The organism is Methylobacterium amylolyticum, from assembly GCF_030700245.1.
In the GTDB taxonomy this organism is placed as follows: Bacteria; Pseudomonadota; Alphaproteobacteria; order Rhizobiales; family Beijerinckiaceae; genus Methylobacterium.
On record NZ_JAUYZI010000045.1, the window covers coordinates 27,176 to 48,352 of the forward strand.

Consider the following 21,177-nt stretch of genomic DNA (forward strand, 5'->3'; position numbering starts at 1 on the left):
TCGGGGATGGGGGTGCAGCGCGGCGTCGCGCCCGCTTGCTGTATGTTAGGTGCGCCCGATCTCGGAACGATGTCGGAGCCCGCCACCACCCTATTCTGCCTGCACTTCCTCGGAGGCAGCGCCCGCACCTGGGCGCGCGTCGAGCGCGAGCTCGCCGGGGCGCTGCGCGTGGTGCCGGTCGATCTGCCGGGCTTCGGCGACGCCGCGGACCGGCCCGGCTACGCCGTCGACGCCATGGCCGACCACGTGGCGGAGCGGATCCGGGCGGCGGCGCCGGGCGCCTACCACGTCGCCGGCCACAGCATGGGCGCGAAGGTCGCCCTGGCGCTGGCCCGCCGCGCGGAGGACGGCGCGGCGGATCTCGCGGGGCTCGCCGGCCTGATCCTGGTCTCCGGCTCGCCGCCGAGTCCCGAGCCGATCCCGGACGACAGGCGCGCGACCATGCGGGCCTGGATCGACGCCGATCCCGAGACGCGCGCCCGCGAGGCCCGGGCGTTCGTGCGGCAGAACGTCGGCGCGTCTCTCGATCCCGAGGCGGAGGAGCAAGCGGTGGCGGACGTGCTGCGCGCCGCACCGGCCGCGTGGCGGGCGTGGCTCGATTCCGGCTCCTGCGAGGACCACTGCGCGCGCGTCGGCGTGCTGCGCACCCCGGCCCTGATCCTCGCCGGCTCGAAGGACGCCGATCTCGGGCCCGACGCCCAGGCGGCGCTGACGGCGCCGCACCTCGCCCATCACCGCCTCGTGACGGTGGCGGGCGTCGGCCACCTGCTGCCGCTGGAGCGGCCCGAGGCGCTGGCCGAGCGCGTGCTGGAGCACGTCCGCCGGCCGCCAGGGTCTGCGGTCGCGCCGCCCGCCGTGCCGCCCGCCTACAGTGCGCTGATCGACTCGGACCGGGTCAACAGCCGCCTGCGCGGGGCCCTGCGCGCGCGTGCCGAGCCGGACGACCCGGCCTACGACCCGAAGGGCATCGATCCGGTGGAACTGGCGATCCTGCGCGCCGTCTTCGCGCGCGTGCTGCCGGTGCCGGGGCTCGACCTCGCCGCCCGGCTCGACGCGCGGCTGGCGTCGGGCGCGGGCGACGGCTGGCGCTTCGTCGCCCTGCCGCCGGACGCGCAGGCCTACCGCGCGGCGCTGCGCACCCTCGACGCGGCGTCCCGCGCCGCCCACGGGCGGCCGTTCGTGGTCCTCGGCGGGCCGGAGCAGGACGCGCTGCTGACGCTCGCCCAGCGCGGCGAGCTGGCGGTGCCAAAAACCCTCGGCGGCCGGCTCGACGCCGACCGGATGCGGTTCTGGTTCGAGGATGCCCGCGCCGACGGGGCCCGCCTCTGGCTCGCCCATCCGGCGGCGCTGGCCCGGCTCGGCTTCTCCGGCATCGGCGCGGGCGGCGACAGCCCGGAGCCGATCGCCGCCGGCCTGCCGGGCTTCGTCGAGGTCGGCCTCGACGCGCCCGAGTCCTGGGAGCCGGCCCCGGAACCCACACCGGAACCCACCCCCGCGGAGGCCGCCCGATGAGGCTCGACGGGATGCGGACCTACGCCGCCGACGAGGCGGTCGACGCGGTGGTGATCGGCACCGGCGCGGGCGGCGCGCCGGTCCTCGCGCGGCTCGCCGCCGCCGGCCTGAGCGTCGTGGCCCTGGAGGCCGGACCGAACTTCACGCCGGAAGACTTCGCCTTCGACGAGACGCTCGCCGACGAGATCTACTGGACCGAGGAGCGGCTGAGCGGCGGCTCGACGCCCGAGGCGTTCGGGGCCAACAACAGCGGCACCGGGGTCGGCGGCTCGACCCTGCACTGGGGCGCCTTCGTGCCCCGGCCGGACGCCCGCGACCTGCGGCTGCACACCGAGACCGGCGAGGGCGTCGACTGGCCGATGGGCCTCGACGCGCTGGTCCCGTTCTACGAGCGGGTCGAGCGCTTCATCGGCGTCTCGGGGCCGCAGGCCTATCCCTGGGACGAGAGCCGGCGCTACCCGCTGCCCCCCGTGCCGCGCAACGGTTCGGCCCGGCTGATGGCCGGGGCCTGCGACCGGCTCGGCCTCAGGTGGGCGGACGCGCCGGCGGCGGTGGTTTCCCGAGATTTCCCGTCCGAGGGCGGCCCGACGCGCCACGCCTGCATCAATTGCGGCTACTGCCACCAGGGCTGCCGCAACGGCGCCAAGACCAGCATGGACGTGACCTACCTGCCGCTGGCAGTGACGCACGGCGCCGAGATCCGTCCGGACGCCTTCGTCCACGGGCTGGAGCAGGGCAAGGACGGACGGATCGCGGCGGTCGTCTACACGCGGGACGGCCGGGAGCAGCGCCAGCGCTGCCGGGCGGTGTTCCTCTGCGCCGGGGCGGTCGAGACGCCGCGGCTGCTGCTGCATCTCGGGCTCGCCAATTCGAGCGATCAGGTCGGCCGCAACTACATGGGCCACGTCGCCACCCAGGTCTGGGGCACCTTCCCGCACGAGGTGCGGATGAACCGCGGCTACCCGTCCTCGCTCATCACCGAGGATTTCGTGCGGCCGCGCGACGCCGACTTCGCCGGGGGCTACCTGATCCAGAGCCTCGGCGTGGTGCCGCTGACGCTGGCGAACTCCGTGGCGCGGGGGCGCGGCCTGTGGGGGCCGGCGCTGCTCGACTATCTGGGCCGCTACAACAACCTCGCGGGCATCGGCATCAACGGCGAGACCCTGCCCTGCGACGCCAACGTTCTGACGCTCTCCGACGAGACCGACGCGCGCGGGATGCGCAAGGCGCAGGTCAGCTTCGGCTACAGCACCAACGAGCAGCGCCTGAACGCCCACGCGACCCGGACGCTGCGCGCGATCTGGGAGGCGGCGGGCGCCGAGGACGTGTGGGTGCTGGAGCGGGTCGCCCACACGATCGGCACCTGCCGGATGGGCCGCGACGGGGGAAGCGCCGTGGTCGATCCGTTCGGGCGCAGCTTCGACATCGACAACCTGTGGATCAGCGACGGCTCGACCTTCCCGTCCTCGCTCGCGGCGAACCCGGCGCTGACGATCATGGCGCTGGCCCTGCGCAGCGCCGAGGCCTTCCTGGCGGCCGGGCGCTGACCGGCGGGCGCCACGGCCGCGCGGCGCAACAGATCGCCGCCGGTCTATAGCCCTCGATCTTGTTGCGCGCCTGAGCGCCGCCACTCTCCGCGCCATCGCGGCGCTCGAACGCCGCGGCGGACATCTCGGGAGGGAACGGAATGATCGCGAGACGGACTCTGCTCGGAGCGGCGGGCGCGGGCGCCGGCCTCCTGGCCTGCCCGCCCCTGCTGCGGGCGCAGGCGCCGAAGATCCTCAAGCTGTCGCACCAGTTCCCGGGGGGCACGCTGGAGGAGGGCGATGCCCGCGACCGCATCTGCCGCAAGTTCGCCGCGGAGCTGGAGAAGCGCTCCAACGGCGCCCTTCAGGTCCACGTCTACCCGAACTCGTCGCTGATGAAGACGCTGGCGCAGTTCAACGCCGTGCGGAAGGGCGCCCTCGACCTCAGCCTCGTGCCGCTCTCCTACGCGGGCGGCGAGGTGGTGGAGTGCAACCTCGCGCTGATGCCGGCGCTGGTCACCAACTACGATCAGGCGATGAAGTGGCGCACCGCCAAGGTCGGCGAGGAACTTTCCAAGGTTCTGGCCGACAAGGGCGTGATCATCCTGACCTGGATCTGGCAATCGGGCAGCGTCGCCTCGCGGACCCACCCGGTCGTCGTGCCGCCGGACGTGAAGGGCATCAAGATCCGCGGCGGCGGCCGCGAGATGGACTTGGTGTTCCAGGCGGCCGGCGGTCAGGTCTCGTCGATGCCGTCGAGCGAGATGTATATCGGCATGCAGACCGGCGCCCTCGACGCCGCGGTCAGCGCCTCGACCAGCCTGATCTCCTTCCGGCTCGACGAGCTGACCAAGAACCTCACGTCGGGCCGCGGCCGCTCGTTCTGGTTCATCCTCGAACCGCTGGTCATGTCGAAGATCATCTTCGACGGCCTGCCGCCCGAGCAGCAGAAGCTGATCCGCGAGGTCGGCCTGGAACTCGAACCGTTCTCGTTCGAGGCGGCCAAGCGCGACGACGACGAGCTGGTAAAGATCTACGCCGCCCGCGGCGCCAAGATCCACGATCTCACGGCCGAGAACATCGAGACGTGGAAGGTGCTGGCCCGCGACACCGCCTGGAAGGACTTCGCCGGCAAGAACGCGCGGACGGCGGAGTTGCTGAAGCTCGCCGAGCAGGTGACCTGACGCGCGCGTACCGTGCGCGGGCGGTCCCCCGTCCGATTGCGGGCGGAGGGGAGCGCCGGGACAGGCCTCGGGGACGGTTCGCGCCCCGTCACCGCACCCCGGCATTGGCCAGGATCAGCGCGAGCCCCGACAGGCCGAGCAGGGCGACGACCACCCGGTCGAAGCCGCGGTCGCTGAGGCGGCGGTAGACGCGCAGGCCGGCCTGGACGCCCAGGATCGTGCCGGGCAGCGCGAGGAGGTAGAGCCCGCCGACCTCGCGGGTGACGAGCCCCCCGGCGGCGTGGATCGCCAGCGTCAGCACCAGGATCGCGGTGTTGTAGCCCTGGAAGACGCCGCGGCGGTAATCCTTGCTCCAGCCCTGGAGGGTCGCCCACATCGTCGGGAGCGGCCCGGACAGGCCGGCGAGCCCGCCGAGCACCCCGCCGCCGAGCCCGATCGCGGCGTCGGCGGCGCGTCCGCCGCGTCCGGCCGCCGGGCGCCCCCGGCCGGTGGACATCACCGCGCTGAACAGGACGAGCAGGATCCCGCAGCCCAGCCGGAACGCGGCCGGGTCGGCGCGGGTCAGCAGCAGGGCGCCCAGCGGCACGCCGAGCGCCCCCGCGAGCAGCATCGGCGCGAGGCGGCGTCCGTCCAGCGCGTGCCAGATCGCCGGCAGCGTCTGGAGCTGGGCGGTGACGGAGCAGGCGGCCACCAGGGTGGCGGCCTGGACGGGCTCCAGCACGTGCAGCCACAGCCCGAGCGCGACGATGCCGGTGCCGAACCCGGTGAGCCCCGACACGAAGCCGCCCGCGAAGGCGCCGGCGGTCACGACCAGGGCCGCTCCCAGGGTCATCCGGTGCGGCTCACGCCGGGGCCGCCCGCAGTTCAGCCAGTCCCCGCCGCTGCCGCCCCGCCGCGTCGAAGTTCCCGGGGTCGAGCCAGGCCGCGAAGCCGGCCCGCACCCGCGGCCACTCGGCGTCGGTGATCGAGAACCACGCGGTGTCGCGCGAGCGCCCCTTCACCACGACCGCGTTCCGGAAGATCCCCTCGAAGGTGAAGCCGTAGCGCAAAGCCGCCGCCCGCGAGGGGGCGTTGAGGCTGTCGCACTTCCACTCGTAGCGGCGGTAGCCGAGTTCGTCGAAGGCCCGGGCCATCATCAGCGCCATCGCCTCGGTGCCGGCCGGGCTGCGCCGCAGCGGGACGCCGAAATGGATATGGCCGACCTCGATCACCCCGTTGGCCGGATCGATGCGCAGGTAGGCGGCCAGCCCGAGCGGCGCGCCGGTGCCCGCGTCGAGGATCGCGTGGAACAGCGGGTCCGCGCTGTCCGCCATCCGGGCGAGCCGGTTCCGGTAGGCGGCCCCGCTCTCCGGCAAGTCGTCGCCGAGATAGGTCCAGCCGCGCGCGTCCGGCGCCGCCCGGTACAGGGCGTAGAGCCCGGCGGCCTGGGCCTCCGGATCGAGGGGGACCACGCGGCAGGTGCGGCCGCGCATCTCCGTGCGCGGCGGCCGGGGCCGGGGCGTCCAGTCCGGCAGGGCCGGTCCGACCGGCTGGCCGAAGGCGTTGACCCGCGCGCTCATGCCGGGCTCCGCTCGGCGACCAGGGCGGCGACCGCTCCGGCCCCGTCCGCGCACAGCCCGTCGACGACGCCGCGGCGGTCGGCCTCCGGCCGGTTCTGGCTCATCTTCCACTTCCCCTCGATGCGGGTGATCGGGATCTCCAGGCCGACGAGCGCCCGCACCTGCGCGGCCACGAACTTCTCCGGCGCGTCGTCGACCGCCCAGGGCTCGGCCCGCGCCGCCTCCCGCGCCGCCGTGAGGTCGGCGATCTGCCGCCGCAGCCACTGCTCGTCCTCGATCACCCGCGGCCGCCCCCGCGCCTGGACGACGACGTAGTTCCAGGTCGGGACCACGCGGCCGTGCTCGCGCTTGCTCGCGTACCACGCGGGCGTCACGTAGGCCTGCGGGCCCTGGAACACGACGAGGCACTCGTCGGTCGCCGCCAGATCCTGCCATTGCGGGTTGGCGCGGGCGAGGTGGGCGCGCAGCGTCCCGTGCGGGCCGGCCCCGTCGATCAGGAACGGGACCGGGTTGGCGACGAGCCCGCCGGGGCCGGCGCTCACCAGGAGCCCGAGCGGGTGCGCGCGGATGAGCGCGTGCTGGGCGGCGCGGTCGTCGTCCCGGAAATGCGGCGGCTGGTACATCGCTCCCTCGCGTCGCGGTCGGCGAAGCGAGGCTTGACGCCTGAGCGGACCACGCGAAAGGTCCAATCTCGACGTTTCGACTGGACCGCTTCGCCGTGGCCCGCGTCCCGCTCCCCTTGAGCCTGACCCTCGATCCGGAGGCGTCCGCGCCGCTGCACGCGCAGGTGCGCGAGGCCCTGCGCGCCGCGATCCTCGACCGGCGCCTGCCCCCCGGCAGCCGCCTGCCGGCCTCGCGGGTGCTCGCCGCCGATCTCGGCTGCGCCCGCGGGACGGTGATCCTGGCGCTCGAACAGCTCGCCGCCGAAGGCTACCTCGCGGCGCGGCCGGGCTCGGGCACGCGGGTCGCGGCGCGCCTGCCGGACGAGGTGCCCGCGGCCCCGGCGCCCGCGCCGGGACGACCCGCCCCGCCGCCGCTCCTGTCGCGGCGCGGCGCCCGGCTCGCCGAGGCGCCGGCGCGGCGGTACATGGCCGGGCCGGGGGTGCCCGACGCCTTCGCCCTGGGCCGGCCCGCCGCCGACGCCTTCCCGTTCGAGGTCTGGGCCCGCCTGCTCCAGGCGGAGTGGCGGCACGGCCCGCCGGAGCGGCCGGACCCGCGCGGCTCGCCGGCCCTGCGCCGGGCGCTCGGCGCCTACCTCGCGCAGGCGCGCGGGATCGCCTGCGAGCCCGACGCGGTGATCGTCACCGCCGGCATCCGCCAGAGCCTGCGGCTGCTCGCCGAATTGCTGCTCGATCCCGGAGAGGTTGCGGCGGTCGAGGAACCGGGCTTTCCCGGCATCGCCCAGGCGCTGGCGGGCGCGGGCCTGCGGACGGTGCCCGTCCCGGTCGGGCCCGGGGGGCTCTGCGCCGCCGACGTCGCGGCCCGGGCGCCCGGCGCGCGGCTCGCCGTGGTGACCCCGGCCCACCACTACCCGCTCGGCCACGCCATGAGCCTGCGGAACCGCCTCGACCTGCTCGCCTGGGCGGAGGCGGCCGGCGGCTGGATCGTCGAGGACGATTACGACGGCGCCTACCGCTACGCCGGCCGTCCGCTGACGCCCCTGCGCGGCCTCGATCGCGCGGCCCGCGTCGTCTACGTCGGCAGCCTGTCCAAGGTGCTGCTGCCGGCGCTCGGGCTGAGCTACCTCGTGCTGCCGCGCGGGCTGGTGGCGCCGGTGGACCGGGCGCTCGCCGAGACCGGCCCGGTCCCGCCGCCGCTCGGGCAGTGGGCGCTCGCCCGCTTCATCGAGGAGGGCCACCTGGCCGCCCACCTGCGCCGGACGCGGCGGCTCTACGCCGCCCGGCAGACGGCCCTGGTCGAGGCCGCGGCAACCCATGCCGCCGACGTGCTCGCGGTGGCGCCGATGGAGGGCGGGATGCACCTCGTCGCCCGCCCGGGACCCGCTTGGCGGTTCGGCCCGGACGACCGGCGCGCCGCGGCGGCTCTGGCGGCGGCCGGGCTCTCGGCGGTGGCGCTCTCGGCCTACCACGCCGGTCCGCCCGAGCCGGGCCTGCTGCTCGGCTACGCCGCGGTCCCCGAGCGGGCGATCGAGCCGGCGGTGCGGCGCATGGCGGCGGCGCTGCGGCTCACTCCGCCCGGGGCGTCAGGGTGACCGTGGCCTGCCCGCGGCCCGACCGGAGTTCGAGCGAGCGCAGGGCGCGCGGGCGCAGCACGGCGCCCGCCCCCGGCACCGCGCGCGTCACCCGGTCACCGTCGATCCGCAGGCTGAACGGCACGTCGGCGGTGATCCAAAGGCGCGGCGCGGCGCGGTAGGGGGCCAGCGTGACCGCGGTCCAGCCCGGCCCGATCGTGACCCGCCCGGGCGGCGGCAGGGTCTCGCGCCGGGCGGCGAGCCAGGCGAGGCCGGCGATGGCCAGGATCGCCAGCACGGCGTGCCGGATCCGGACGCGGAACCGGCGGCGCGGACGACGCCACGGCGCCTTCGTCGGCGGTGCGGCAGGGGCAGGCGCCGCCCGGGGAACCGGCGAGGCCGCCCGCGGCGGAGGCGAAGCGGGGGGCGGCGCAGGTCTGGGCGGCGCAGGCTGCGATGGCTCAGGCTGCGGTGGCGGTGGCCGGTACGGCGTCGGCTGGGGCGCCGGCCGGGGTGGCTCCGGTGGCGGGGGGATCGAGGGCGCCGGGGCCGCGGGCGGCGGCGGGGCCGTCCGCTCCGGCTCGGGCCGCGCCTGCGCCGCGCCGCAGAACGGGCAGAACAGCACGGGCGCGTAATGCCCGGCGCCGCAGGCCGGGCAGGCCTGCGGGGGTTCCGGTGCGGTCTCGGCCGCGGCGCTCAGGGCGCCAGGACTCCCGTCTGCGCAAACCGGATCAGCCGGTCCGCGAAGGGCGCGACCACCGTGCGGTCGAGCTGCCGCACGAGGCCGCCGCGGGCGTGGGCGAGGTTGGCGAGTGCCGGCTCCAGGGCGAAGCGCCGCCACGCGCCGTCCTCGGACCGGCAGGCGCGCCACGCCGCCTCGATCGCCGCGAAGACCTGCGGCAGGCGCTGCGCGGGGTCCTCGACCGTGTCGTAACCGTGGTCGATCAGCCCGCCGAAGGTGTGGAAGCCGAGTTCCGACAGCAGCGCGACCGCCCGGGGCGCCCCGGCCATCACGAACGGCAGCCCCATCGCCGCCGCCTTGATCGACTTCTCGGTGATGCGCTCGACGCCGGTCTCGAAGAAGTCGGTCTCCGAGATCACCGTCAGGTCGCTCGCGGCGTAGGCGGCGCGATCGAGGGTCAGCACGAGGTCGCCGGTGGCGCCGGCCGTGTCGAGCCGCCGCGCCTGCCGCGGGATCCAGTCGCCGACATCGGCGAGCAGGTCGGCGAACGGCGCGGCGATCTCGGGGGGCGCGTGGAACACGTCCAGGCCGCCGGCCTTCGGGTTGTCGGCGCCGATGCCGTGGAACGAGATCAGCCCCTCCCGGTCGAGCCCGGTGCGCTGGAACCAGCGGTAGAGCAGCACCCGGTGCCAGCGCAGAGCCGCGTTCTGGCAGAGGAAGCGCCGCGCGCCCTCGGCCCGGAGCGGCGCGTAATCCGTGCGGTCGAGGGGCGCGGTGGGGAACAGCCGCGGCCCGGCCTCGGCGTCGAGCCAGAGGGCGACGTGGAGCGGGAAGAAGTCGAAGGTCCAGAATCGCAGGCCCGGCCCGTAGGCGCGCTCGTAGTCGCGCCGCAGCACCCGGTTCTGGCTGACGAGCACGACGCGGTCCCGGGCGATGCCCAGCCCCTCCAGGTTGCGGTGGAGCGCGTCGAACACGTGGGCCTGGAAACCCGGCCCCTCGTTCGACAGGTCGAGCATCAGCGCCGCGCGGCCGGCGGCGATGTCCGCCACGTCCCGCGGTTCCAGGAGGTCGAGCCGGCCGCCGCGCTCGGCGAAGCCGAGGCGGACGAAATCGAGCACCGGCAGGCAGACGACGTAGAAGCCCGCGCCCGGCTCGGCCGTGACGGCCGGCCCACGGCCGGTCCAGCCCAGCCCCGCGGCGACGAAGTGGTTGCCCTGGTCGCGCAGGACCATCGGGACGTCGTGGATTCGGGCTGGCATGTCTCTACGGGGACGGCCCGGCGCCGTCCCGCGCCTGATACCGGCTGCGCGGGACGGCGTCGAGGCGGGCCGTCTCTGGCGCCTCCCGCAGCGGCGTGGGGCCGGCCCGGCAGGCGGCCGTCGCGGAAAAGGCGCCTACCGGAAGACGTGGCGCAGGATGAAGAACAGGCCGCCCGCCAGGGTGATCGCCGCGGGCAGGGTCAGGATCCAGGCGAGCGCGAGGTTGCGCACGGTGCTCGCCTGAAGGCCCGAGCCGTTCGCGGCCATGGTGCCCGCGACCCCCGAGGAGAGGATGTGCGTCGTCGAGACCGGCAGGCCGTAGCCCTCAGCGAGCCCGATCGTACCCGCCGCCACGATCTCGGCGGAGGCGCCCTGGGCGTAGGTGAGGTGCGTCTTGCCGATCCGCTCGCCCACCGTGACGACGATCCGCTTCCAGCCGACCATCGTGCCGAGGCCGAGCGCGAGGGCGACGCACACCTTCACCCAGTCCGGGATGTAGCGGGTGCCCTCGTTGAGCAGGGCGGCGTAGCTCTTGAGCACGTCCTGCTCGGGCCCGGTCAGCGCGGCGCCGGTCGAGGGCAGGACCCGCAGGGACTCGGCGAGGATGTACATGTCGCTGCGCAGGTTCGGCGTCTGGGCGGCGGGCACCGTGCGGATGGCGCCGTAATCCTTCACCTTGGCGGCGATGTCGCTCGCCAGGGCGTCGAGCGCCGCGTAGACCTGCGGCCGGTTCAGGTCCTTGGTCTTCAGCGCCGCGTTGACCGTGCTCCGGGCCTCGGCCCCGTCGGGCTTCGGCGCCCCGGCGGCGTGGGCGGCGAACACCGCTTCCGCGCGCTGGGACTGTTGCAGGAAGCCGGGGGTGGCGGCCTCGGTCATCGTGCGGTTGAGGGCGTAGGCGGTGGGCGCGGCGCCGATCAGGATCAGCATGATCAGGCCCATGCCCTTCTGGCCGTCGTTGCCGCCGTGGAAGAACGACACCAGCGTGCAGGTCGAGATCAGGACGCAGCGGATCCAGAGGGGCGGCGGCCCGTCGCCCTTGGGCGCCTCGTAGAGGTCCTTGCGGCGCACGACGAGCTTGAGGATCAGGAGCAGCAGCGCGGCGAGCACGAAGCCGCAGACCGGGCTGAAGGCGAGTGCCTTGAGGATGTTGATCGCCTGCCCCCAGTCGACGCCCGAGGTCGCGTCGCGGCCGCCCATGAGCTGGTTGGCGAGCCCGACGCCGAGCACCGAGCCGATCAGCGCGTGCGAGGAGGAGTTCGGCAGGCCGAGCGCCCAGGTGCCGAGGTTCCAGATGATGGCGGCGAGCAGCAGCGCGAAGATCATCGCGTAGCCGGCCCCCGAGCCGACCTGGAGGATCAGCTCGACCGGCAGCAGCGTGACGATGGCGTAGGCCACCGCCCCGGAGGACAGCATCACGCCGAGGAAGTTGAAGGCGCCGGACCAGATCACCGCGACGAGGGGTGTGAGGGAGCGGGTGTAGATCACCGTCGCGACCGCGTTGGCGGTGTCGTGGAAGCCGTTCACGAACTCGAAGCCCAGCGCGATCAGCAGGGCGAGGCCGAGCATCGCGAAGGCGCCGACCGCCAGCGGATCCTCGTGCACGGCGTTCATGTCGGCGACCAGGCTGACGACGGCGTAGACGAGGCCGGCCACGAGCACGAGCAGGAAGGCGATGATGCCGCCCGGCCCGGCACCGCGGTCGAGGCCCGGGACGCCCCGGCGCGACGGCAGGGCGGCGGTCGCGGACGTGTCCGACATCAGGTCTCTCGCGGTGCGGGCGCTCAGGTCATCCCAGTGTATTCAACATTTCGCAAAAGGCCCATGACAAGGCCGATGACGAAGCCTCGATCGGCGCGCCGCCGGATGCCGGCGTGTCGGCCGCGATCTGCCAGGGTTCCGGGCACGCGGTCCGGACGGCGGGGCCGGGAGCCCGGCATCGATACGGGGACCGGCCGGCCGAGACGATCACCGCGCCGCCTTGCCGCGCCGCCCGCGCGTTCCACCCTCTGTCGGAGGGCGCGCGCGCCCGGAACGGTTCGGAGAGGACGGCATGAAGCACGGGGCCCGCAACGACATCCCCGCCACCGTGGTCGCGATCAAGCGCGGCGGCGTGATGGCGCAGGTGGAGGCGGAGATCGAGGGCACGCGCTTCCGGATCACCTCGGTGATGACCCTCGATTCGCTGAACCAGCTCGGGATCGCCGAGGGCGACGTCGTCCGGGTGGTGGCCAAGGCGGTCAACGTGCTGCTGGTCAAGCCGTAACCTGTCGAGCCGTAGCCTTGCGGGGGCCGGGCTCCGAACTCGGGTTAACGCCGGGCCATCCCGGCTGCGATCCACCACTACCGTCATTCCGGGGCCGCGCAGCGGAGCCCGGAATCCAGAACCACAGGGCGTGCCGGGCTTGGCTGTCGTCGGCGTGTCTGGATCCCGGGCTCGCCTCCGGCGCCCCGGGATGACGGCGTGCGTGTCAGAATCGGCGATGAACACGCTGCGGATGTGTCGCGTCAATCCGAGTTCGGAGCCCTGCTTGCGGGGGCCGGGCCCGCGCCCTATCTCAGTCCCAGGCGATCGGTGGCCGTGCAGGCCGCCCGACGCCGCGCCTCACCAAGCTCCGCCTGCACGGATCTCGACCCGCCGGCTTGAGGCATTTCCGCACCGTCGAGCGAAACTTTTACAGAGATCGCGGCTTTTGTCGCCGGATGCATCGTCTGAGCGGTTCACCGCGATTGCGCCGGAGGCCGGGCCCGTGGCATGGGCTGGTTCGCCCCCGACATGGATCGACCCGAGCGCCGGCCGCGGCGCCGACGCTCGGGTCGATCCATCGGACGATCCGATGGTTTCGAGACGGTTCCGCGCCACGGGGACGGCGGGGGACCGGACACAAGCGTCCGCTGCCCGGCCATGGCCGGATGTCCCCGTGACGCGCGTGACGTATCCTACGAGAAAGGCCAGATGAGCGCATTCGACTTCCGTAATTTCAACGATCGCCGCGAGAGTTCCGCCAACGCCAAGGCCGCCCTGCTGGCCAAGTTCAAGGCCCGCCCGGCCTCCGACGATCCCGAGGTGGTCGCCCGCTCCAAGGCGCGCGCCGAGGTCGCCCGGGCCCGCGAGGAGCGCGCCCGCGAGCGCGAGACCGCCCGCGTCGAGGCCGAGCGCAAGGCCGCCGAGGAGAAGCGGCAGCGCGAGGAGGCGGAACTCGCCGCCAAGCTCGCCCGCGAGGCCGCGGAACTTGCCGCCGCCCAGGAGCGCAAGTCCGCCGAGCTGGAGGCCAAGAAGGCCCTCCGCGACGCTCGCTACGCCGCGCGCAAGGCCAAAGCGAAGGTCAAGCGCTGATCGGACCGGCCTGCGCCGTCTCTCGACCGCCGGCCGTCCGACCTATCAACGCCGCCCGTCCCACGGGCGGCGTCGCCGTTTCCGCACGCCCAGCTCCGTCCGGAGACCGCCGATGCGCGCGCCCTGGATCACTGCGCTTTTCATTTCCGCATGGCTCGCGGCCCTGACCGCGGCGCCGGCCTCTGCCGTGGACGGCCCGGCGGTGATCGCCTGCGACTCGCTGCTGGCCGCGCGCCGCGTCGACGCCGCCGCGTCGCGGCCGGCCGAACCCGGCCCGGACTGTCGCCAAGTCGACGGCAGCGGGGTCGGAGCGGTGGAGCGGCGGGCGCTGGTCGGCGGCGCGCCCTACGAGTGCCGGGCGGTGGCCGGGACGCCCGACTGCCTCTGGATCGTGCCCTGACGGTTTTGCGGCCGGCGAAGCTTCACCGGGGCGGGTCCCGCTCTATCTCGATACCCGAGATACGAAGGGGGAACACCGAGTGATGCCGCAGATCCGCGCGCGCCTCCGCCGTTGGACCTTGCCCGAAGGGTGCCTCGGCATCCTGCTGGCACTGGGCGGTCTGGCGCTGGCTGGCGGCCCCGCCCGTGCCGAGCCGATGGTGCGCAGTCCCCAGGACGCGGCCTGCCGGATGGAGGCGCGCGGCCGGGTATTCTCGACGCCCAATCCCCGCGGTCTGGAGCCGGAGGTCCTGGGCCGGCAGATCTACCACGCGTGCATGCGCCGGATCGCGGGGCCGCAGACACGGCAGCGGCGGCATCGGCACCGCTGACCGGAGGGCTCAGGCCCCCAGCGGTGCGCCGATCCGGGCCCGCAACTGGAGCCGCAGATCCTCGTCGCCGCCCTGCGCGTCCAGCGCCGTCATCAGCCGCAGGAGCTGGCTCAGGGGGGTCGTCCGGCTGCGGACGGCCTCGGCGATCTGTTCGGGAAGGGATTTGTCGTACGGGACGAAGCGGGGCTCCGTGCCGGCGGTGCAGCTCTGACGCATCGGCGCGCTCGTCCTTCGAGACGTTCCAGGTTAGGCCGGCGGCTCGCTACGCCTTTCGCGCGCCCGGCGCCAGCCCCCCAGAGGTCGAGTCGGTAGCCGGCATCGCACCTTGTCGCCCTGGGGCCACAGGGCATGCGGAAACCTGGGGACAGATCTGCGCGCGCGCGGGATCCGGCCCGCTGCGGGGGCCTCAGCGCGCGGCGAGCGGCGAGGCGTCGAATCCGTCGAGCAGGTCCTGCGGATCGCGATAGATGGCCACGCAGCCCGCGGCCGACAGGTCGGCCTCCGGAAACCCGCCGCAGAGCAGGCCGAGGGTGGCGAGCCCCGCCTTGCCGGCGGCCTCGGCGTCGTAGGGCGTGTCGCCCACCGCGATCATCGCGCGCCGGTCGATCCCCGAGAGCTTGGCCAGCACCGCCTGGAAGATGTCGGGATGCGGCTTCGAGCGGTCGGCGTCGTCCGAGCTGGTCGCCGCCTGGACGAGGTCGGCGATGCCCAGGATCTCCTGGTAGTGCTCCACTTCCGCGCGCTTGCCGGAGGAGGCGAGCGCGACCGTCGACCCTTGCGCCCGGATCCGCTCGAACAGCGGCCGGACGCCGGGGAACGGCTTCACCCGCGCGAGGTAGGACCGCTTGAACAGGTCGGAGCGGTAGGCCTCGATCGTCTCGCCCTCGCGCGCGACGCGCTCGGGGGGCAGGAAGACCGGCATCAGCTCGTCGCCGCCCTTGCCGATCTGGCTCCGGACCGCGGCCGCGTCGGTCTCGACGCCGAAATGCCGGAACGCCTCGACCCAGGCCTCGGCGTGCAGGTCGACGCTGTCGAGCAGGGTCCCGTCGATATCGAAGATCACCGCCCGCATCGCATCCCCCGCCGCGCCCGGCCGGACAACCGCCCGCGACCCGGCCCGTTCCGCCCCCGATCCGCCCGCCCCGAACGGCGCGGGCCCGCCCCGATGAGGGGCGGGCCCGGGACGGCCATCCGAGGAGGCGGGATCAGTGCAGGGCGGCGGGGGCGCGGGCCGCCTTCGCCTTGGCGGCGAGACCGGCGGCGACGGCCGCCTTCGGGGCCTTGGCGGCCTTCGGCGCGGCGGGCTTGGCCGCGGGCGCAGCGAGCTTGGCCGTGGGTTTCGCGACCGGCTTGGCGGCGGCCTTGGCCTCGCTTTTCACCTCGCTCTTCGCCTCACTCTTGGCCTCGGTCTTCGCGGCGGCCTTCTTGGCAGGCTTGGCCGGCGCGCGGACCGCCTCGGCGGCCGGGGCGGTGCGCAGCTCGGCCTCGGCGCGGATCCAGTGATCGGCGGCCCGGCCGTGGACCCGGCCCTCGCCCTCCCAGATGTAGTAGGCGCGCTCGCGCACGTGCTGTTCGCTGATCTGCATGCGTCCGGTCTCCTGTCGGCTCCCGCCCGGACCCGAAGCGGCGGGCCGTCGGCGCGGGACCTCGCGTCGGCGCCCGCTCTCGCGACGGGGACGGTCCCGCCGGGCAGCGCTGGCGCGACGATGGAAGCCGGTGGTTAAAGGGGGGTTAATCGCCCCGGATGCCGAGGATGCGCCGGCCTTCGGCGAGCAGCACCGCGTGCCGCTCCGCCGCCGGGCCGGCCTCGGGCGCCTCCCGTCCGGCCCGGGCGACGCGCGCGCGGAACCGGCGCCGGTCGAGACCGAACCAGCGCAGGCTCGCGGCCGCGGCGGCGATCACCTGACGGGCGGCGACGTAGCGCTCCTGGGATCGGGCCAGATCCTCGGCGAGGGCCGCGCGCTCGGCCCGGACCCGCGCGAGGTCCGGCGCGGCCGCCGCGTCCGGCCGCAGCCGATCGACCTCCGCGGCCAGCGCGTCGGCCCGCGCCCGCTCGGCCTCAAGCGCGTCGGTCAGCGCCCGTTCCGTCTCCCAAGCGCGCTCGTACTGGTGCGTGCGGAGCGCGAGCAGCACCCGCAGCTCGGCGGCATCCGCCCGCGCCGCCGCCAGTGCCGTCTCCGTCTCGTCCACCGCCTGAACCCCGCACGCTGCTCGCGCACCTCCTGAAGCGGGCGGCCGCGAATGTCCACCGCGGCCCCGGACGCCGCCGGTTGAGAAAATCCGCCCGCCGGTCCACATGATGGGGCCACGCGCCGCCCGGCGCGCCCGAAAAGATCCCCGCCGGCCTTGACCCGGCGCAGCGGAGTTTTTCCCGATGTTCATCCAGACCGAAGCCACGCCGAACCCGGCGACCCTCAAGTTCCTCCCCGGCCGGGTGGTGCTGCCGGAATCGACCTTCGAGGCCCGCGACGCCGAGGCCGCCGCCCGCTCGCCGCTCGCCGCCGCCCTGTTCGCGGTGCCCGGCGTGTCGGGCGTCTATTTCGGGCACGACTTCATCTCCGTGACCAAGGCGGAGGATGGCTCCAAGTGGCCGCAGGTGAAGCCCGCCGTGCTCGGCGCGATCATGGAGCATTTCCAGTCCGGCGCGCCGGTGATGGGCGCGGGCGCCGCCGACCACGCCGAGGCGGAGGAGGAGTTCTACGACGCGGCCGACCACGACACGGTGGTGACGATCAAGGACCTGCTGGAGACGCGCGTCCGCCCGGCGGTGGCCGGCGACGGCGGCGACATCACCTTCCGCGGCTACAAGGAGGGCGTGGTCTACCTGGAGATGAAGGGCGCCTGCTCCGGCTGCCCCTCCTCCACCGCCACCCTGCGCCACGGCGTGCAGAACCTGTTCCGCCACTTCCTGCCGGAGATCCGCGAGGTCCAGGCGATCTGATCCGGGGCGGCGCAAGTCGGTCGGCGCAATTCGGTCGGCGCAAGCCGGCAACACCCTGCGGACAACGCGCCCGCCACGGCCGCCCCGCGCTGACGGGGCGGCCGTTTTGCAGTAACGCTTCGGGTCCGCGCCCCGGTGCGCGGGAGGAGGCGGCGGCCGGCGCGACCGGCATTCGGGAGTGGGCGTGCGGATCCTGGCCATCGACACCGCGCTGGACGTCTGCGCCGCCTGCGTGCTGGCGGAGGGCGACGACGCGCCGCTCGCCGCGGAATCGCTGCCGATGAGCCGCGGCCACGCCGAGGCGCTGTTGCCGCTGATCGAGCGGGTGCTCGCCCGGGTCGAGGGCGGCTTCGACGGGCTCGACCGGATCGCCGTCACCGTCGGACCCGGCAGCTACACCGGCCTGCGGGTCGGCCTCTCCGCCGCCCGCGCCATCGGGCTCGCCACGGGGCGGCCGGTGGTGGGCGTCGGGACCCTGTCCGCCCTGCTCGCTCCGCTGCTCTCCGAATCCGGCCCCGGCACCATCGCCGCGGCGGTCGATGCCCGGCACGGGGCGGTCTACGTCCAGGCGCTGTCGCCCGGCACCGGCGAGGGCCTCGCCCCGGCCCACCTGCCGCTGGAGGAGGCGGCCGCACGGCTGCCGGCCGGCCCGGTGACGCTCGCCGGGTCCGGCGCGCCGCTGCTCGCCGCCGCCCTCGAAGTCCGCGGCGTCCAGGCCCGGATCGCGGGTGCGGAGGCCGCCGACATCGCGGCGGTCGCGCAGCTCGGCCTCGTCGCCGACCCGGCCCAGGCCCTGCCCCGGCCGATGTACCTGCGCGGCCCCGACGCCCGCCCCCAGGATCACGCGAGGCTCGCCCGGCGATGACCCGTCCGGCCTTCCCCTTCTGGCCGCTCGACTGGTGGACCGCGTGGTGGGACGCGTTCACCCCGCCGCCGCACGTGCTGCCGCTGACCGATGCCGGGCAGGCCCCGGCGCTCGCCCGCCTGCACGCCACCGCCTTCGCCCGCCCCTGGGACGCGCACGAGTTCGAGCGCATGCTGTGCGAGCGCGCGACGCTGGCCCACGGCCTGTGGCGGGCGGGGGTGCTCCAGGGCTTCGTGCTGTCGCGGCTCGCCGCGGACGAGGCGGAAATCCTCACCGTCGTGCTGGCCCCGGCGCTGCGCGGCGGCGGCCACAGCCGGATGCTGCTGCGCGAGCACCTGAGCCGGCTGGCGCGAGCCGGCATCGCCCGGGTCCACCTGGAGGTCGACGAGGGCAACGCCCCGGCCCTGAAGCTCTACGCCCGGCACGGGTTCCGCAAGATCGGCGAGCGCACCGGTTACTACCTCAAGGCCGACGGCAGCCGGGCGACCGCGCTGACCATGTCGGCCGACCTGTGACCGCGTGAGCCGGGCCGGCCTCGCCCTGCGCGTCGGGGCGCTCGCCCTCGCCTTCGCGGTGCTGGCGCCGCCGCACTGGTTCGCCCTCCGGGTGCTGGGGCGGCGCTCGCCCTGGCCGCCGGTCCTGTTCCACCGGGCCTTCCTGCGCCTGTTCTCCGTGCGGGTGACGCAGAGCGGCACGCCGCCGGAGCCCGGCGAGGCGGCCCTGGTGCTGGCCAACCACGTCTCCTGGCTCGACATCGCGGCGATCGGCGCGCTGCGGCCGCTCTCCTTCGTGGCGAAGTCCGAGATCGCCGGCTGGCCGGTGATCGGCGGGCTCGCGGGGCTGCAACGCACCCTCTACATCGACCGGCAGCGCCGCGGCGCCACCGCGGCGGTCAGCACGGCGATGGGCCACCGGCTGGCCGAGGGCGAGTTGATCGTGCTGTTCGCCGAGGGCACGACCGGCGACGGCACGCGCCTGCTGCCATTCCGCTCCTCCCTCGTGGGCGCCGCCCGCGCCGCGCTCCAGGCGGAGGCGGGCCGCGGCCGGGTGCGGCTGCAACCGCTGGCGATCACCTATCCCCGCCGCAACGGCCTGCCGGTGGCCCGCTCCGAGCGGGCCGAGATCGCGTGGTACGGCGACATGGAGCTCGCGCCCCACCTCGCCGCCTTCGTCGACGGCGGTCCGATCGACGTGCACGTGGTCTGGGGCGCGCCGATCGCCTTCGAGGCGGGCAGCGACCGGAAGGTGGCGGCCGCCGCCGCCGAGGCGGAGGTGCGCCGGGCGATCCAGGGGATCGTCACCGGCCGCCCGGCCCCGCAGGTGGCGCCCGTCCCCCGGCCGCGCCCCGCGCCGGAGGGCCTCGGCCTCGGGGGGCCGGACGTGGCGCCGGTCTGAGGACGGATCCGGCTCAGCGGGACGGCGCAGCCGGGTCGCAGGCGCCGGTGCGCCGCCCCGCCTGCACCTCGGTCATCGTCATGTTCTTGCCGCCCATCTGCATGACGATGCGGCCGTCGAACCCGTCCGGCCGCAGGGTGTAGTGCGCCTTCGCCCGCGCCGCGTTGCGCCCCTCGCAGGCGATGTCGAAGGCGAGCTGCCCCGCATCCGCGTAGACGTTCCGCACCGGGCACCCGACCAGCGGATTGTTGGCGCTCAGCACCGCGAAGCCGTGATTGTCCGCCCCCGCCTCGGACGACAGGCAGACCCGCGCGTCCGTCCGGTACGGCCGGGTTTCGAGATGGGGGAGTTCGACGCGCACCGCGACGGCGTAGGCGCCGCTGCGCAGGACGATCGGCTCGCCAGCGGCGGGGGCCGCACACAGGAGCGCGGCGAGACACGCCGCCCGCGACGTCCACGCCGTCCGCATGCAAGGCCCTCCCCGTCCGGGCGATAAGGACCACGTCTCCGGCGCTGCGGCGACCCGGTTCTTGCTCCGAAAACCCTGCGCCGAAAACCGTCCAGGGCATGGGGCCGGGCGGACCCTCGCGACCCACACCGCAGGCATGTCATTGCTTCCGTCTGAACCGTTCGGTGATCCGGCCCCGCGCCGTCATCGCGAGCCGCAGGCGAAGCGATCTACCGTGTCTCGGGTCAAGCGGGTTTGAAGGGCTTTCCGGCTCGGATCATCGCGTTGAGGACGGTGACGAGCTTCCGCAGGACGGCGATGAGGGCGAGCTTGTGGGGTTTGCCGTCGGCGCGCAGGCGGTCGTAGACGGCCGTGAAGGTGGGGTTGTGGCGGCTTGCGGTCAGCGCTGCCATGAACAGCACGTCGCGCAGGGGCTTGCGGCCGCCGGCGATGGCGGCGGCGCGCAGGGCCGAGCCGCTGTGGCGGGTGATGGGGGCGACGCCCACGAGGGCGGCGACGGTGCGGCGGTTGAGGGTGCCGATCTCGGGCAGCCAGGCGAGGACGGCCTGACAGGCGCGCGGGCCGACGCCCTTGCACGAGCGCAGCAGGGCGGCCTTGCGGGCGAGGTCGGCGTCGGCGGCGATGGCGGCGTCGAGGGCTTGGGTCATCGCGGCGATCTGCGCCTCGATCACGGCGAGGCAGGCCGCGATCGAGGCGCGCACGGCCGGGCTCTCGGCGCGCTCGGCCCGGCAGCGCTCGGCGTGGCGCTGGTCCTTGAGCTGGGTGAGGCGGGCCATCAGCTCGGCCAGGGCGCGCTGGGCCGGGCTGGGCGGGGGCACGGCGGCCTCGTCTGCGGTGAAGGCGGCCAGCCCCGCCAGGACGGCGGCGTCGATCCGGTCGGTCTTGGCCAGCCGGCCCGTGGCGCGGGCGAACGCGCGGGCGCGGTTGGGGTGGAGGCGGCGGATCGGCAGACCGAGGCTCTGGGCGGCGGCCAGCAGCGGGCGCTCGTAGCCGCCGGTGGGCTCGTAGGCGAGGGCGGCGCAGGCGGCGGGCGCCCAGGGGCCGGCGAACGCCGCCGCCAGGGCCTCGGGGGTGTTGGCGGTGCGCAGGCTGCGGCCGGTGGTGTCGGCGAGATCGACCCAGGCCTTGGACACGTCGGCGCCGACGAAGCGGGCCGCAGGCGAGGGAGCGGGGGACGGAGCAGGCGGCGTGGGGAAGGGCGTGGGGAAGGGCGTGGCGGGGGACGTTCCGGCGCGGGACGTTGCGCTGGGCTGGACGGAGGCTACCATGGCGAGACCTTTCGCGAGAGAGGCGAGGTCCTCTGGCACCGGATCGTAGGCTCGGGCTGCTCCCGCTCTACCGTTCGTGCTCAAGACCGCGGAGGGACGGCCGGCGGATCCAGATTGCTTGCGACCTCGCGGTCCACCCAGGAGCGATCTCGCCGGCCGCCCTCCATCATCGGTCCGACCGGTCAACCGGCAAACCGATGGAGATGACGTACGACCCAGGGC

General features: G+C 74.9%; 24 protein-coding genes. 12 read left to right on the plus strand and 12 right to left on the minus strand.

The window, feature by feature from the left end:
- Positions 1-69: 69 nt before the first annotated feature.
- From Q8W71_RS25070 to dctP, 3 genes are all read left to right on the plus strand, one after another.
- Positions 70-1,512 (plus strand): alpha/beta hydrolase, encoded by a 1,443-nt coding sequence (locus Q8W71_RS25070; protein ID WP_305528140.1) that lies wholly within the window; start codon positions 70-72, stop codon positions 1,510-1,512.
- Complete coding sequence (locus Q8W71_RS25075) at positions 1,509-3,059, plus strand: GMC family oxidoreductase (protein ID WP_305528141.1); 1,551 nt, start codon at positions 1,509-1,511, stop codon at positions 3,057-3,059. Before Q8W71_RS25070 ends, Q8W71_RS25075 begins: the two co-directional genes overlap by 4 nt.
- A gap of 140 nt (positions 3,060-3,199) precedes the next feature.
- Positions 3,200-4,222 (plus strand): TRAP transporter substrate-binding protein DctP, encoded by a 1,023-nt coding sequence (dctP, locus tag Q8W71_RS25080; protein ID WP_305528142.1) that lies wholly within the window; start codon positions 3,200-3,202, stop codon positions 4,220-4,222.
- Between the two features lie 88 nt (positions 4,223-4,310).
- On the opposite strand, the gene Q8W71_RS25085 is transcribed toward dctP, so the two are convergent.
- The 3 genes from Q8W71_RS25085 to Q8W71_RS25095 are packed head-to-tail and all read right to left on the minus strand — an operon-like array spanning position 4,311 to position 6,404.
- Positions 4,311-5,054, minus strand: a complete 744-nt coding sequence (locus Q8W71_RS25085) for a sulfite exporter TauE/SafE family protein (RefSeq protein WP_305528143.1) — start codon at positions 5,052-5,054, stop codon at positions 4,311-4,313.
- 10 nt (positions 5,055-5,064) lie between these two features.
- Complete coding sequence (locus tag Q8W71_RS25090) at positions 5,065-5,781, minus strand: GNAT family N-acetyltransferase (protein ID WP_305528144.1); 717 nt, start codon at positions 5,779-5,781, stop codon at positions 5,065-5,067.
- Positions 5,778-6,404, minus strand: coding sequence for an FMN-binding negative transcriptional regulator (locus tag Q8W71_RS25095; protein ID WP_305528145.1), 627 nt, complete (start codon positions 6,402-6,404; stop codon positions 5,778-5,780). Before Q8W71_RS25095 ends, Q8W71_RS25090 begins: the two co-directional genes overlap by 4 nt.
- 95 nt (positions 6,405-6,499) lie before the next feature.
- On the opposite strand from Q8W71_RS25095, the gene pdxR reads away from it, so the two are divergent.
- Positions 6,500-7,993: a MocR-like pyridoxine biosynthesis transcription factor PdxR gene (gene pdxR / locus Q8W71_RS25100; RefSeq protein WP_305528146.1), complete on the plus strand. Its 1,494-nt coding sequence runs from the start codon at positions 6,500-6,502 to the stop codon at positions 7,991-7,993.
- Here pdxR and Q8W71_RS25105 read toward each other — a convergent pair.
- From Q8W71_RS25105 to Q8W71_RS25115, 3 genes are all read right to left on the minus strand, one after another.
- On the minus strand, positions 7,968-8,270 hold the full coding sequence (locus Q8W71_RS25105) for a hypothetical protein (protein ID WP_305528147.1): 303 nt from the start codon (positions 8,268-8,270) through the stop codon (positions 7,968-7,970). The two genes, pdxR and Q8W71_RS25105, sit on opposite strands and share 26 nt — an antisense overlap.
- A gap of 398 nt (positions 8,271-8,668) precedes the next feature.
- Positions 8,669-9,886, minus strand: coding sequence for a hypothetical protein (locus Q8W71_RS25110; protein WP_305528148.1), 1,218 nt, complete (start codon positions 9,884-9,886; stop codon positions 8,669-8,671).
- Between the two features lie 162 nt (positions 9,887-10,048).
- The gene (locus tag Q8W71_RS25115; RefSeq protein WP_305528149.1) at positions 10,049-11,671 is read right to left on the minus strand and encodes an inorganic phosphate transporter; all 1,623 of its coding nucleotides are present in this window, start codon (positions 11,669-11,671) and stop codon (positions 10,049-10,051) included.
- Between the two features lie 292 nt (positions 11,672-11,963).
- Here Q8W71_RS25115 and Q8W71_RS25120 point away from each other — a divergent pair, with 292 nt between their 5' ends.
- The 4 genes from Q8W71_RS25120 (at position 11,964) to Q8W71_RS25135 (ending at position 14,017) form a co-directional block, all read left to right on the plus strand.
- On the plus strand, positions 11,964-12,176 hold the full coding sequence (locus tag Q8W71_RS25120) for a TOBE domain-containing protein (protein ID WP_305528150.1): 213 nt from the start codon (positions 11,964-11,966) through the stop codon (positions 12,174-12,176).
- Positions 12,177-12,866: 690 nt separating this feature from the next.
- Positions 12,867-13,247 carry a DUF6481 family protein gene (locus tag Q8W71_RS25125; RefSeq protein ID WP_305528151.1) on the plus strand — a complete coding sequence of 127 codons (381 nt, stop codon included), beginning with the start codon at positions 12,867-12,869 and terminating at the stop codon, positions 13,245-13,247.
- A 112-nt stretch (positions 13,248-13,359) separates the two neighbouring features.
- Positions 13,360-13,647, plus strand: coding sequence for a hypothetical protein (locus Q8W71_RS25130; protein ID WP_305528152.1), 288 nt, complete (start codon positions 13,360-13,362; stop codon positions 13,645-13,647).
- Positions 13,648-13,729: 82 nt separating this feature from the next.
- A complete protein-coding gene (locus tag Q8W71_RS25135; RefSeq protein WP_305528153.1) occupies positions 13,730-14,017 on the plus strand; it encodes a hypothetical protein in 288 nt (95 codons plus the stop codon).
- 9 nt (positions 14,018-14,026) lie between these two features.
- Here the strand turns inward: Q8W71_RS25135 and Q8W71_RS25140 are convergent, their stop codons facing one another.
- The 4 genes from Q8W71_RS25140 to Q8W71_RS25155 all read right to left on the minus strand — a co-directional run bounded on the left by Q8W71_RS25140 (position 14,027) and on the right by Q8W71_RS25155 (position 16,207).
- Positions 14,027-14,233, minus strand: a complete 207-nt coding sequence (locus Q8W71_RS25140; RefSeq protein WP_305528154.1) for a hypothetical protein — start codon at positions 14,231-14,233, stop codon at positions 14,027-14,029.
- 190 nt (positions 14,234-14,423) lie between these two features.
- Positions 14,424-15,089: an HAD family hydrolase gene (locus tag Q8W71_RS25145; RefSeq protein ID WP_305528155.1), complete on the minus strand. Its 666-nt coding sequence runs from the start codon at positions 15,087-15,089 to the stop codon at positions 14,424-14,426.
- A 133-nt stretch (positions 15,090-15,222) separates the two neighbouring features.
- A complete protein-coding gene (locus Q8W71_RS25150) occupies positions 15,223-15,603 on the minus strand; it encodes a DUF2934 domain-containing protein (protein ID WP_305528156.1) in 381 nt (126 codons plus the stop codon).
- A 145-nt stretch (positions 15,604-15,748) separates the two neighbouring features.
- Positions 15,749-16,207 (minus strand): atp-dependent helicase, encoded by a 459-nt coding sequence (locus tag Q8W71_RS25155; RefSeq protein WP_305528157.1) that lies wholly within the window; start codon positions 16,205-16,207, stop codon positions 15,749-15,751.
- 184 nt (positions 16,208-16,391) lie between these two features.
- On the opposite strand from Q8W71_RS25155, the gene Q8W71_RS25160 reads away from it, so the two are divergent.
- The 4 genes from Q8W71_RS25160 to Q8W71_RS25175 all read left to right on the plus strand — a co-directional run bounded on the left by Q8W71_RS25160 (position 16,392) and on the right by Q8W71_RS25175 (position 19,218).
- A complete protein-coding gene (locus Q8W71_RS25160) occupies positions 16,392-16,958 on the plus strand; it encodes a NifU family protein (RefSeq protein WP_305528158.1) in 567 nt (188 codons plus the stop codon).
- A 184-nt stretch (positions 16,959-17,142) separates the two neighbouring features.
- Positions 17,143-17,823 carry a tRNA (adenosine(37)-N6)-threonylcarbamoyltransferase complex dimerization subunit type 1 TsaB gene (gene tsaB / locus Q8W71_RS25165; protein ID WP_305528159.1) on the plus strand — a complete coding sequence of 227 codons (681 nt, stop codon included), beginning with the start codon at positions 17,143-17,145 and terminating at the stop codon, positions 17,821-17,823.
- Positions 17,820-18,338 (plus strand): GNAT family N-acetyltransferase, encoded by a 519-nt coding sequence (locus Q8W71_RS25170; RefSeq protein ID WP_305528160.1) that lies wholly within the window; start codon positions 17,820-17,822, stop codon positions 18,336-18,338. The genes tsaB and Q8W71_RS25170 overlap by 4 nt, the downstream gene beginning before the upstream one ends.
- Before the next feature lie 4 nt (positions 18,339-18,342).
- Positions 18,343-19,218, plus strand: coding sequence for a lysophospholipid acyltransferase family protein (locus Q8W71_RS25175; protein WP_305528161.1), 876 nt, complete (start codon positions 18,343-18,345; stop codon positions 19,216-19,218).
- 13 nt (positions 19,219-19,231) lie between these two features.
- Here the strand turns inward: Q8W71_RS25175 and Q8W71_RS25180 are convergent, their stop codons facing one another.
- A complete protein-coding gene (locus Q8W71_RS25180; RefSeq protein ID WP_305528162.1) occupies positions 19,232-19,687 on the minus strand; it encodes a DUF3617 domain-containing protein in 456 nt (151 codons plus the stop codon).
- Between the two features lie 224 nt (positions 19,688-19,911).
- Positions 19,912-20,955 carry an IS110 family RNA-guided transposase gene (locus tag Q8W71_RS25185; RefSeq protein WP_305524651.1) on the minus strand — a complete coding sequence of 348 codons (1,044 nt, stop codon included), beginning with the start codon at positions 20,953-20,955 and terminating at the stop codon, positions 19,912-19,914.
- Positions 20,956-21,177 lie beyond the last annotated feature (222 nt).